Here is a 13346-nt window from a genome sequence, read left to right on the forward strand (position 1 = left end):
CGAAATTAAATAATACCCTACTTTTACACTATTGTTTTGAGCCTATTTTAACAATAAAATATTTTGCTGTTTAACTAGTTATTAGTCTACATGAAGCAAGCATTGGTCTTATTTTTACTACTATTTTCTTTTCTTGGAAAAGCCCAGGAAAATAGAGGGAATTATAGGACCAAGAAATTGGCGGTTAGAGACTCCATTAAAATCGATACAGTAAGTATAAATCCTTCCTATTTGGTGGTGAAGAATAAAACAGGTGCTGTCTTAGATTCTACTCTTTATAGTATCGACTTTTCTAAGGCGACAATGAGTTTAAGAGCCCCAATTTCTGCCGATACCATTGTAATAGATTATTTACGCTATCCAAACTTTATTACAAAAGAATATAAGCAGTTAGACGAGAGTATTATTGTAAGCCGAAGTTCTAGCTTAAGAAAACTCTATCAGCTTGAAAATACTAGTGGAAAAGATATTTTTACGCCTTTTGACGGATTAACGACCTCTGGAAGTATCTCTAGAGGTGTAACTGTTGGTAATAACCAAAATTCTGTTTTAAACAGCGAATTAGATTTACAGATTTCTGGGAAGTTAAGCGATAAGGTTTCACTGAGAGCTTCCATACAAGATGCCAATATTCCATTACAAGAAAGTGGCTATTCACAACGATTGGACGAATTCGATCAGGTGTTTATTGAGTTATTCAGTGATAGTTGGAATATAAGAGCAGGAGATATTGATCTTATTAATAATGAAAGTTATTTCGCGAAATTTACCAAGAGAGTTCAGGGCTTGCTCGTAAATGCCAATATAAATGAAAAGATTAATGTATTCGCTTCTGGTGCATTGGTAAGAGGGCAATTTACAACAACTCAGTTTGTTGCTCAGGAAGGAAACCAAGGGCCATACAAATTAAGAGGGCCCAATAATGAACTTTTTGTACTCATAGTTTCTGGTAGTGAAACGGTCTATGTTAATGGCGTACCTTTGGAGCGTGGCGAGAATAGGGATTATATTATTGACTATAATGCTGGTGAGATAATCTTTAATTCTACCTTTCCCGTAACCTCAGAAATGCGAATTACGGTAGACTATCAGTTTAGTGAACGTAATTACAGCAGATTTACTGTTTTTGGTGGAGGAAGTTATACATCTGAAAAGTTCAACCTTAATGTGTCGGTATACTCTGAGAGTGATGCAAAGAACCAACCTTTACAACAAAATCTTTCTACTGAGCAGACTCAAATACTTGCAGACGCTGGTGATGATAGGGATTTAATGGCTGCCCCATCCGCTGTGTCACAGAGCTTTTCCGAAAACAGAATTTTATATCGTAAAGAGTTAGTAGGGACAGAAGAAATATTTGTTTTTTCAAATGATCCAAGTGTTGAGTTGTTTAGTGTGAATTTTACCTTAGTTGGACCCAATCAAGGAAATTACGTATTAAGCAATGATAATGCAGTAACCAACATTTTTGAATATGTTCCTCCAGTTGCTGGAGTACCACAAGGTAATTATGAACCCATTGTACAATTGGTGGCGCCAGAACGATTACAAATTGCAGTGCTAAATGGTCGTTACAAACCATCTGAAAAAACAAATGTCTTTTTTGAACTTGCTGGAAGCAAAAATGATCTAAATCTATTTTCTAGTTTAGATGATGATGACAATGATGGTTTTGCAGGTAAACTGCGAGTAAACCAGAGTATTATAAAATCAGATAGTCTATGGAATTTAGAGGCACTAATAGATACCGATTTTATCCAAAAGGATTTTAGAACAATACAGCGACTTTATAGAGCAGAGTTTAATCGTGATTGGAATTTGGAAGATCAGAGAGATGACCAAGGCAACTTTAATCTTGGTGATCAACTTCTTTTTACCTCAGGCCTTCAACTTTCTCATTTAAAAAAGGGTAGAGCGTACTATAATTTTGAATATTTAGACTATGCCAGCAATTTTAATGGCAATCGTCACAATTTTGGAGCTAATCTCAGATTGGGAAATTTTACAGTTTTTTCAAATACAAGTTATCTCAATGGGGAGAGTACTATAAATAGTTCCACTTTTTTGCGGTCATTTAATCGTGTGGTATATGGTAAAAACAATAAATGGGCTGGTGCAAAATTAGCATTGGAGGACAATGAACAAAGTGTCTTGGCAACAGACTCCTTAACGCCATTGAGCCAAAAATATAAGTCTTATGAGGCTTTTGTAGGTGTTGGCGACAGTACAAAGGTCTTTGTTGAGCTTGGTTATATAAATCGTGTAAATGATAGCGTTAGAAATAATCTTGTACAACGTGTAAACCGTTCAAACACCTATTATTTAAAGTCAAGACTTATCCAAAACAAGGCAACCAATTTGCAATTGTTTGTTAACTACAGAGCTTTAAAAGCTAATGTAGAGGATTCTCAAAACGAACAAAGCTTGAATAGCAGGTTAAACTTTAACCAAAAACTATTTAAGAATATCCTTATTTGGAATACTAATTTTGAGACCAACTCAGGAACTTTACCGCAACAAGATTTTACTTATGTTGAAGTAGAAGCAGGTCAAGGTGCTTATACGTGGTTTGATTATAATGAAAATGGCGTGCAAGAACTGGATGAATTTGAACTGGCGCAATTTGCAGATCAAGGTAATTACATACGTGTACTTTTACCAAATCAAGTCTTCGTGAGAACTCATCAAAACAGATTAAGCCAAACAGTTACAGTTAACTTACAACAATTAAGTACTTCAAAGGATAAATGGAATAAATTCTTTTCGCATTTTTACAATCAAACGTCATTTTTAATTGATCGAAAAGTGAGGCGTGACGGTAACAATTTTAACTTAAATCCATTTGAATCGAATGAGGATAATGAATTAGCATTGAATAATAGTATTAGAAATGTTCTTTTTTACAACAGAGGTAAACAGCGTTTCACAACGTCATATACGTTCTTAACAAATACGAGTCGTAATTTACTTTCAATTGGCTTTCAAGAAAACAAACTGAATAATCACCAATTTAACTTTAACCATAAGTTCGCCACAAATTGGCTCATTAATGCATTAGGAAGTTTTGGTACAGAAGAAAGTTTGAGTGAAAATTTTGCGAATAGAAACTTTAACATACAAGAAGAACGATTTCAACCTAAATTGTCTTATTTATTTAACGAAAACGCGCAGTTTGATCTTTTTTATCAGTATACCTCCAAATCTAATACCATTGGTAGCCTAGAATCACTATCACAGAACAATTATGGTTTATCATTTACGTATAACAATGCACAAAAAATAGCACTTACTGGAGCGTTTAATTATTTTCAAAACGACTTTGAGGGTAATCCAAATACTCCTGTAGCCTACCAAATGCTCGAAGGATTACAGCCTGGAAAGAACTTCACTTGGAATTTATTAGCACAAAAAAAGTTAACAAAATTCTTGGATTTAAATTTGTCTTATTTTGGTCGCAAAACCGAAACAGCTAGGACCATACATACGGGCACAGTACAATTAAAGGCTTATTTTTAAAACAATTTAATTTCTTACGCAACCAATTAGTAATAATTGCATCTAAAGGTATATTGTTACAACTAAAATCAATCTTAAATGAAAAAACAAATTATTGTAATCCTTTTGGGGCTATTTTTATTTAGTAGCCACGCTCAAGATACTAATAATACTGAGCCAACTAAGAATAACGAGATTTCTTTAAATCTTTTAGATCTTGTAGTTGCTGGAACCTTGGGCATTAATTACGAACGTATTTTTGAAAACAACCAATCGCTGTTTTTAAGTGCAAATATTTTTGACACATATGGTTACTATGATGTAGGTTATATTGAAGATAATTCTGCATTTACCCTAAGAGCTGCTTATCTTGTTTATTTTTCCAAGGAGAAGGATCATCACGGTTTTTTCTTTTACCCACAATTTAAATTTAGAACAGGAGAAATAACCACCGAGGATTATTATTTCTATGATATAGCGACAGAATCAGAAATTACAGAAGAATTTACCTATGACATTGGTGGTGCTTCGGCAGGATTTGGCATTGGTCATAAATGGATGTTTGATAACAAATTTACCTTGACTTTAAATGGAGATATAGCTAGGAACTTAGGAAACTTCAAGGATGATTATCTCGAAAATATAGAGCTAAGATTTGCAGTTAATTTTGGTTATAGATTTTAGTCTGCTTAAGCGTTTTACTCAGGTGTAGATTCGTCGGGCCAATCTTTTTTAAACTTATCCCAGTAGTCTGCCACAGTTTGCTTCATATCTTTACGCAACATAAGGATTCCAAATAAATTTGGTAAAGTCATTAAGGCTATTGTTATACCCGATAATGTCCAAATAACAGTTGTATCTGCAAAGGAAGCAATAAAAAAGGCTATGACATATACGATGCGATAGTATACAACAGATTTAGAACCTAACAAATAGGTCATTGCTCTTCCTCCATAGTAAGACCAGCTTATAGCTGTGCTAAATGCAAACAACAAAAGACCAATGGAAACAATATACTGGCCATACTTTCCAAAATAACTTCTTGTAAAGGCTTCTGCAGTTAAAGGCGCGCTATGAACTAAAGATAGTCCTTCAAATGAGAGTGAGGTATCATTTGGTTTGCCGTTTACAATTTTGATTTCTTCCGTTATTGGAATTAAATCTCGTTTTACAACTACTTTTTCAGCCAGAGACCTTGCATTAATTATAGATATATCATTTTGAATAACGCCGTCAACAACTTTCAAATTTCCGTTAAATAATGGAAGCGTTGCTACTTCGCTAATGTGATTAGCAAGCATTATTTTACCTTCACCAGTCTTATCTGTGTAGCTTTCTGCAAGTATTTGCATATCTACATAGTCAAATTTGTTCTGTAATTTTTCAGTCCAGACTCCAGAAGATAAAAGAACAAGAGCGGTAAGCGTACAAATAAAAATAGTGTCAATAAACGGCTCCAGGATAGCTACAAGACCCTCCGAAACTGGTTGATTTGCTTTTGCTGCCGCATGTGCTATGGGAGCACTACCTTGTCCTGCCTCGTTTGAGAAAAGGCCTCTACCAACACCTTTGTTAAAAGCAAAAGCTATCGAAGCACCAAGAAAACCACCTGTCGCAGCAGAACCAGTGAATAAATCTGCAAAGATAGAAATGAATGAAGGTATGATATTATCATAATTATAAAGAATTACTGCTAAGGCACCAACTAAATAAATAAATGCCATTGCAGGGACCAATCTTGATGTAACCGCAGCAATTCGCTTTATGCCACCAATTATTACCAAGCCTAACAAAACAGCCAGTACACCTCCAACAAGCATTTCATTTAAACCAAATGTTGCATTAAGAGAAGCCGAAATACTATTTATTTGAGGTAAGGAACCAGTACCAAAAGAGGAAAGAATAGTTGCAAAAGCAAAAATCCCAGCAAGCCATTTCATGTTTAATTTATTTTTCATGTAATACATGGGGCCTCCTGCCATAGAACCATCTTCTGCTTTTTCACGATATTTGTGTGATAGGGTCACTTCCACAAATTTTGTACACATACCTAATGCTGCCGTCATTAACATCCAGAAAACAGCAGCTGGGCCACCAATATGCACTGCCAGTGCAACACCTGCTATATTCCCTGTGCCAACTGTTCCAGATAGTGCTGTGGTAAGTGCTTGAAAGTGATTGGTATCGCCCTCATTGTCAGCTTTATCGTATTTACCGCTTACAACACGTAATGCAAATCTGAAATATCTTATTTGAGGAAACTTTAGGTAAATGGTAAAAAAGAGACCTGTACCTAAAAGAACATAAGGAAACCAAATAGAACTTCCTATATAACTATCTATAAGAGATAAAAAATCATTAATCTCTCCCATTTATTTTTGGTTAGTGTTTAAATGTTGAGTTGCAAACATAAAAATTGTCAAAGCAAAAAAGCACCATTTGGTGCTTTTATATTTTTTAATTGGATTTTCGAGCTACATTTTTTTGAGCCAATGTTTCATGTCAACCTCTGCTTTAATTAGATTACTGAGCTCTTCAATTTTTACACGTTTTTGTTCCATAGTATCCCTATGGCGAATAGTTACTGTATTATCTTCTAAGGTATCATGATCAACAGTGATACAGAATGGTGTGCCAACAGCGTCTTGTCTTCTGTAGCGTCTTCCAACCGCATCTTTCTCATCATAATCTATATTAAAATCCCATTTTAGTTCTTCAGCAATGCGCCTTGCTATGTCAGGTAAACCGTCTTTTTTAACCAATGGTAGAACGGCTGCTTTTGTTGGTGCTAAAACAGCAGGCAGTTTTAAGACAGTTCTTGTCGTACCATTATCAAGTTGTTCCTCTTGTAAGGAATTTGAAAAAACAGCTAAGAACATCCTATCTAATCCTATTGATGTTTCAAGTACATAAGGGGTGTAGCTTGAATTGTCTTCAGGATCAAAGTATTGTAATTTTTTACCTGAGTATTCTTCATGCTGACTTAAATCAAAATCAGTACGAGAATGGATGCCCTCAAGTTCTTTAAAGCCAAATGGGAACTTAAATTCAATGTCAGTAGCAGCATCCGCATAATGTGCTAATTTCTCATGGTCGTGAAAACGATAATTTTCGTTGCCCATGCCCAAAGATTTATGCCATTTAAGCCTGGTTTCTTTCCAATAATCAAACCATTCTTTCTGAGTACCTGGTTTAATGAAAAATTGCATTTCCATTTGTTCAAACTCACGCATTCTAAAAATAAACTGCCTTGCTACAATTTCGTTTCTAAATGCTTTACCTGTTTGAGCTATACCAAACGGAATTTTCATTCGGCCAGTTTTCTGGACATTCAAAAAATTAACAAATATTCCTTGGGCCGTTTCCGGTCTTAAATATAAGTCCATCGCAGATTCTGCAGACGCTCCAAGCTTGGTTCCGAACATGAGATTAAATTGCTTTACCTCGGTCCAATTACGGCTACCAGTCAACGGATCTGCTATTTCCAGTTCCTCGATCAATGCCTTTACATCTGCTAAATCCTCATTTTCAAGAGATTTTGCAAGACGTTTTAATGTGGTTTCAATTTTTTCTTTGTATCCAAGAACACGACCATTAGTGTTTACAAATTCGTGTTCATTAAAATCATCGCCAAAACGCTTTGCCGCCTTAGCAATTTCCTTGTTAATTTTGCCTTCTAGTTTTGCGCAGTAGTCTTCTACTAAAACATCTGCTCTATAGCGCTTTTTTGAGTCTTTATTGTCAATAAGAGGATCATTAAAAGCATCAACGTGACCTGAAGCTTTCCATGTCGTCGGATGCATAAATATTGCGGCATCTATACCTACAATATTTTCGTGCATTTGTACCATAGCTTTCCACCAATAGTTGCGGATATTATTCTTTAACTCAGCACCATTTTGAGCATAGTCATAGACAGCACTAAGTCCGTCGTAAATCTCACTGCTTTGAAAGACATAACCATACTCTTTTGCGTGAGATATTACCTTTTTAAATGTATCGTCGTTTGCCATGTCACAAAAATATAAAACCACTCTAATTTTTAGAGTGGTTTTAGGAAAATTATGTTTTCGTATTTACTTTAATTTTAAGCGCGTGTTTCCAAGTTTGATATTTTCATGAAATACATTGATAAAATAATCGCCTTTTTGAAAAGGTTTATCATCTTCATCTGCAACAATTGCAACACAAATCTCCAGGGTTTCGTTATTGTATTCTATAACTTCTTTTTCACTGTATATAAGAGAAAAATCTCCAAAAAATACTTCGCTTTTATCAGCGATAATATTACCGTCAGGGCTTACAATTTGGATATAAATATCTTTTTCACCTTTTTCCGTTAATGGATTTTCTGCTAGTAAAACACAAACATCGATGGCATTTGCTCGTCTGGCTTTTGTTGTAAACCTTTTTTTAGAGCCACTTAGTTTATAAGATTGTGCTTTGACATCGCTTGCTTTTAGTATGGCCGCATTGTCAATCACTTTGTTTAATAAATCATTTTTTGAGGCTAAATCATTCAAGGCGAAGCTTTTTCTTTCAATGGTATCCAAAGCATCTTTATTCTCTTTCTGAAGCTTCTTGTTGGCAACATTTAAAGAGTCTATGGTACTTAAAAGTATTTTATTCTTAGATTTAAAAATTATAAGTTGCTCCTTGAATTTAGTGATTATCGATAAATCACTTTTTAATAACCTTAAGGAATCCAAAGCGTTTTTAGTTTCCAGTTTTGCCTCTTGGAGCTGAGAAGCCATAAGATCATAGTCTTGGCTCAGTTCGTCATAACTTAGAATCATTTCTGATAATTCTTGCTCTATCAAAAACTTTTCTTGCTCTAGGAATTCTTCGTAGGATTTTATGGATTTATAATTTGTAAAGCTATAAATACCAAGAGCAGTTAAAACAACTAATAAAGAACCTATAATTAATCTGTAGTTAAATAATTGAGGGTTAACTATCATAATTAATTGCTATTTTCAATGCAAAATTATGGCTAATTGAATGGGCATTTTATTTTAATCGATTAAGTGGTAAAAAATTTGTTGAATTTGTTTTTCCCTCAAGTGTGTGAAGCTTGTTACAACATCTTGAAAGATAGGGAGACTACAGTGTGCATTTCATGTAGGCATCAATTGCCGGTAACAAATTACCATTATGATAATAACGATGCTGTAAAAAAAGTACTTTACGGAAGAGTACAATTACAAAATGCAACAGCACTTTTGCACTTTACAAAAAAAGGAATTGTACAACAACTAATGCACAATTTAAAATACCGTGGCCATGAACAAGTAGGTGGTTTTTTTGGAAAATGGCTTGGGGGCGAATTAAAAAATATCGATGCATATAAATCCATTGATGTTGTGGTTCCAGTACCGTTGTACAAAACTAGATTAAGAGAGAGAGGTTACAATCAAGTGGAGAAATTTGGTAGAGCAATTGCAAAGGCTTTGGATGCGGAATATAACGACAGGGTGTTGATAAAGACAAAAGCAACAAGAACACAAGTTTTTAAAGGCAGGCTAACACGCTCTGACAATGAAAAATCTGTTTTTGATCTTAGTCAAAATCATGCATTGTCAGGTAAGCATATTTTATTAGTTGACGACATCATTACTACTGGTGCAACGGTTGAATCCTGTGCGTCTGTTTTGTTAAGAATTGATAATATTAAGTTAAGTTTAGCAACAATGGCAATTGCAGATTAAATTTTTCGTTGATAACTATTAAAATTGTTTCTTTGTCTTAAATTCTTCTTTCTTAATGTATTCAACTTTGCAACGCATATTTATTGGCTTATTTTTTATCGCTTTAATTGCAAGCTGTGCCAATAGAGGTTCACCATCTGGTGGGGAAAAAGATACCGAGCCACCAATAATCCTTAAATCCGAACCTGAAAATTTTTCCACAAATTTCACAGGAGATGAAATAAAAATTTACTTCGATGAGTATGTAAAGATAAAGGATTTGCGAAGGCAATTAATTATTTCACCTCCCATGGATACTGAGCCTACTATTATTCCAATGGGAGGTGCAAGTAAATATATTTCAATAAAGATTAATGATACATTAAAGTCTAATACAACTTACGCTTTTAATTTTGGAGAAAGTATTGTCGATAACAATGAAGAAAACCCTTATCCATATTACAGATATGTGTTTTCAACTGGCGAAACTATAGATTCCTTATCAGTAACAGGCTATGTCGAAGATGCATTATTGGAAAAACCAGATGAATACATTACCGTAATGCTTTATGAGGTCGATTCAAGCTATTCAGATTCTCTGGTGTTTAAAGAAAAGCCACGTTATGTTACAAATACACTTGATAGTTTAACAACCTTCAGAATTGATAATATCAAAGCTGGAACCTATAAACTCCTTGCTCTTAAGGATAAAAATTCTAATTTTATTTTTGATCAAAAAAATGACAAAATAGCCTTTAAAAATGAATTTGTCACTATTCCTTCAGACACCTCCCATAGACTGACACTGTTTAAAGAAGAACTAAATTTTAAGGCATTTTCAACTAAACAGGATGGCGAATATCGTATTATGTTTCCTTATGAAGGCAACTATAAGACTATGAAAATTGAACTTTTAGGAGACAAGCCTGAAGGTTTTGAGCACAGAATTACCAAGGATAAACAAGCAGACACGCTTTATTATTGGTATAAACCAAAAATTGAAATTGATACGGTACTTTTTGAGATTACAAACGAAAAGTACGTTGATACGGTTAAGCATAGATTTAGAGCTTTAGAAACAGATTCGCTCACCATTAGGGCGGTAAATTCTGGCACATTAAATTTTGATCAGGATTTTTCACTAGATGGTAATATACCGTTTGTAAAAATTGATAAATCAAAAATTAGTTTGATCAAGAAAGATTCTTCTTCAGCTGATTTTGAAGTAGAATACGATTCTCTTCTAAACAAATACACCTTTCCGGTTGAAAAGGAAGAAGGCCAGAGTTATGTGTTTACAATGTTGCCAGAGACTTTTGAAGACTTTTATGGTGGGGTAAATAAAGACACTCTAAATTTTTCTTTCAGAACTAAAATGAAGTCAGAGTTTGGTAACTTAAGAGTGCAATTAAGAAATGCCGAATATCCGTTAATTGTCCAGCTTGTTAATAATAATGGTGTAGTAATATACGAGCGTTATACAACAGGTAACCCAGTGGTGGATTTTAGGGATGTTGCGCCACGAAAATATGCCTTAAGGGTTATCTATGATACCAATGCAAATGGCAAATATGACACAGGAAACTATCTATTAGGGATTCAGCCAGAGCGTGTAAGTTACGCACCTTCTGAAGATGTGGAAGAAATAAGAGCTAGCTTTGATTTTGTTATTGACTTTACGCTTTTAGACTAAATGTATCTCTATCATTTAAAAAATTGAGCTTATTTCTGTATCGGGCTATTAAAGTTTTTTCAAGTTTTACAACCTCTACAATCTCCTCATCGGGTTTTATGTGCTCTATTTTGTGTCCTAGCACATCATATGCACCAGAATGTCCAGGATATTCATGGTCAAGACCATCCAAACCTACACGATTTACACCAATACAGTAGCACATGTTTTCAATGGCTCTGGCCTTAAGCAATGCGTCCCAAGCATTTATTCTAGGTTTTGGCCAATTTGCAACATAGATTAGAAGGTCGTAGTCTTCAGTATTTCTAGCCCACACAGGAAAGCGTAGATCGTAACATATTAAGGGACAAATTTTCCAACCAAGGTAATCAAAAACTACTTTTTGAGTACCTGCAGTATAGACCTTGTCTTCACCGGCCAGGGTGAAGGTATGTCTTTTGTCGTATTCTATTAATTCGCCATTTGGTTTTACACAAACCAAACGGTTATAAAAGTTATTGTTTTCAGAAATGACTAAACTTCCAATAATTGCAACGTTTTTATGATTTGCAATTCGTTTGAGCCAATTTATGGTTTTACCATTCATGGATTCTGCAACCTTAATAGCGTTCATTGTAAACCCTGAAGTAAACATTTCTGGTAAAACAATCATGTCAATATCCTCTGTGACTGTATTGATTTTCTCTTCAAGATTTTCCCGATTGCTTTCTGGATCTTCCCAAAATAATTTGGTTTGGACTATCGCGACATTTAAGTTGCCTTTGGTCATTACAGTTTCTTTTTTGCCTTTGTTAATTTAGATTGAAGTTTCTCAATTTTTTCTAGCCATTTTTGTTCATCAACTGGAGAAAGCTTTCCTTTTTTCTTGAGCTTATTGTATTTTTTTTGTGTTTTGTCAAGGCTACTCTGTAGTTGTTTAACACGATTTTGATTTTTCTCCTTTTTGTTTAAAGCTTCTTCAGCTCGTTTTTGACCTTTTTCAGCTTTTTTCTGTGCTTTTTCAGCCTTTTTTGCTTCTTTTTCAGCTTTTTTAGCCTTTTTTAAGGTCTTTTCTTTAATTTTTAATTCTTCAGAAATGGCATTGGCTTGTTTAATAATAGCCTTATTTTCTTCAATATTTAAGATGTCGGTTACATCCTTCCCATCCAAAAAAATCCGGTCTTTTTTAACTTGGTATACTTTCCCATCTTTTTTGACTTCTTGTGCATTAATTGAAAATGAAAGAGCGAAAATTAGAAGAAAAACAAATTGTTTCATCGTATAAAGTTTTAGTTTAAATATGAGACACAGAAATTTACAAAAAGTAACTCATATTTTACAGAGAATCTCTGCTGCCTTTATTAACGTTTCATCAGTTTTTGCAAAACAAAATCGTAAGGCCTTATCATTCTTCTTTTTATCATAGAAAACAGATAAGGGTATCGATGCGATTTTATCTTCTTTTGTTAAGCGCTTTGCAAAATCTACATCATATTCATCTGTGATATTAGAATAATCCAAAACCTGAAAATAAGTGCCTTGAGAGGGTTTGAATTTGAATCGAGAATTTTCAATTAAGTTTAAAAACAAATCTCTTTTTTGTTGAAAGAATTCAGAGAGTCCCAAATAAGTGCTTTCGTCTTCCATATAATCGGCAAGGCCTTTTTGAGCGGGATGATTTACCGAAAACACATTGAATTGATGCACTTTTCTAAACTCTTCCATGAGTGCTTTGGGTGCACAGCAATAGCCTATTTTCCAACCTGTGTTATGAAAAGTCTTACCAAAAGAAGCTGTTATAAACGAACGCTTTTTTAAATCTTCAAACAGACAAACACTATAATGCATTTCATTATCAAAAACAATATGTTCATAAACCTCGTCACTAAGTATTATAATATTCGTATTTTCTGTTAGCGATTGTAATTGCAGTAAATCTTCTTTTGACCAAATTGAGCCTGTTGGATTGTGAGGCGTATTAATAATTATCATCTTGGTTTTAGATGATATTTTGGTTGCTACTTCCTCCCAATCTACATTATAGTCAGGAGCGTTCAATTCTATACCAATAGGTTTACCTCTGTTTAATATGACCGCTGGTTCGTAGCAATCATAAGCGGGTTTAAACAGGATTACTTCGTCATTTTCATTGATAAATGTTGAGATTATAGTAAAAATGGCCTGGGTGGCACCTGCAGTTATAGTGATTTCATTTTCAGGATGATAGGTGCTGTCGTAAATAAGGTTATACTTATGGGTTATAGCTAATCGTAAGTCTAAATTACCAGCCATAGGCGCGTATTGGTTATAACCATTGTTCATAGCCTGTGAGACAAGATCGTTTAGCTTGCTATCACTAGGGTAATTTGGGAAACCTTGAGAAAGATTCAGTGCATTGTATTCGTTAGCAAGGGTACTCATAATCGTGAAAATGGTAGTGCCAGTATTAGGGAGTTTGGACTGATGTTTCATGTCTTACAAGTTACTTTAAA

The 13346-nt window shown here is 34.3% G+C and carries 10 protein-coding genes; 4 read left to right on the plus strand and 6 right to left on the minus strand.

Annotated elements, in window-relative coordinates; genetic code table 11:
• Positions 1–90 precede the first annotated feature (90 nt).
• Both LBU54_RS02770 and LBU54_RS02775 read left to right on the plus strand, forming a co-directional pair.
• Entirely contained in the window at positions 91–3516 is a 3426-nt protein-coding gene (locus tag LBU54_RS02770; RefSeq protein WP_224525430.1) for a hypothetical protein, read from the plus strand.
• 78 nt (positions 3517–3594) lie between these two features.
• Positions 3595–4179, plus strand: coding sequence for a hypothetical protein (locus LBU54_RS02775; RefSeq protein ID WP_224525433.1), 585 nt, complete (start codon positions 3595–3597; stop codon positions 4177–4179).
• Positions 4180–4193: 14 nt separating this feature from the next.
• On the opposite strand, the gene LBU54_RS02780 is transcribed toward LBU54_RS02775, so the two are convergent.
• The 3 genes from LBU54_RS02780 to LBU54_RS02790 form a co-directional block, all read right to left on the minus strand.
• A complete protein-coding gene (locus LBU54_RS02780) occupies positions 4194–5867 on the minus strand; it encodes an alanine/glycine:cation symporter family protein (RefSeq protein ID WP_224525436.1) in 1674 nt (557 codons plus the stop codon).
• Positions 5868–5969: 102 nt separating this feature from the next.
• Positions 5970–7508: a glycine--tRNA ligase gene (locus tag LBU54_RS02785; protein ID WP_224525454.1), complete on the minus strand. Its 1539-nt coding sequence runs from the start codon at positions 7506–7508 to the stop codon at positions 5970–5972.
• Positions 7509–7571: 63 nt separating this feature from the next.
• Positions 7572–8456 (minus strand): hypothetical protein, encoded by an 885-nt coding sequence (locus LBU54_RS02790; protein ID WP_224525456.1) that lies wholly within the window; start codon positions 8454–8456, stop codon positions 7572–7574.
• 126 nt (positions 8457–8582) lie between these two features.
• Between LBU54_RS02790 and LBU54_RS02795 the strand changes: the two genes are divergently transcribed.
• Together LBU54_RS02795 and LBU54_RS02800 are read left to right on the plus strand one after the other, a co-directional pair.
• Positions 8583–9203, plus strand: a complete 621-nt coding sequence (locus tag LBU54_RS02795; protein WP_262899706.1) for a ComF family protein — start codon at positions 8583–8585, stop codon at positions 9201–9203.
• A gap of 55 nt (positions 9204–9258) precedes the next feature.
• Positions 9259–10875 (plus strand): Ig-like domain-containing protein, encoded by a 1617-nt coding sequence (locus LBU54_RS02800; protein WP_224525467.1) that lies wholly within the window; start codon positions 9259–9261, stop codon positions 10873–10875.
• Here LBU54_RS02800 and LBU54_RS02805 read toward each other — a convergent pair.
• From LBU54_RS02805 to LBU54_RS02815, 3 genes are read right to left on the minus strand one after another with little or no spacing between them, the layout of a single operon-like run.
• Positions 10859–11644 (minus strand): amidohydrolase, encoded by a 786-nt coding sequence (locus tag LBU54_RS02805; RefSeq protein ID WP_224525469.1) that lies wholly within the window; start codon positions 11642–11644, stop codon positions 10859–10861. The genes LBU54_RS02800 and LBU54_RS02805 overlap by 17 nt on opposite strands.
• Positions 11644–12132, minus strand: coding sequence for a hypothetical protein (locus tag LBU54_RS02810; protein ID WP_224525471.1), 489 nt, complete (start codon positions 12130–12132; stop codon positions 11644–11646). The genes LBU54_RS02805 and LBU54_RS02810 overlap by 1 nt, the downstream gene beginning before the upstream one ends.
• A 51-nt stretch (positions 12133–12183) precedes the next feature.
• Positions 12184–13326: a methionine aminotransferase gene (locus LBU54_RS02815; RefSeq protein WP_224525475.1), complete on the minus strand. Its 1143-nt coding sequence runs from the start codon at positions 13324–13326 to the stop codon at positions 12184–12186.
• Positions 13327–13346 lie beyond the last annotated feature (20 nt).

Origin of the sequence: Winogradskyella alexanderae, from assembly GCF_020166335.1 — a bacterium.
Lineage (GTDB): Bacteria > Bacteroidota > Bacteroidia > Flavobacteriales > Flavobacteriaceae > Winogradskyella > Winogradskyella alexanderae.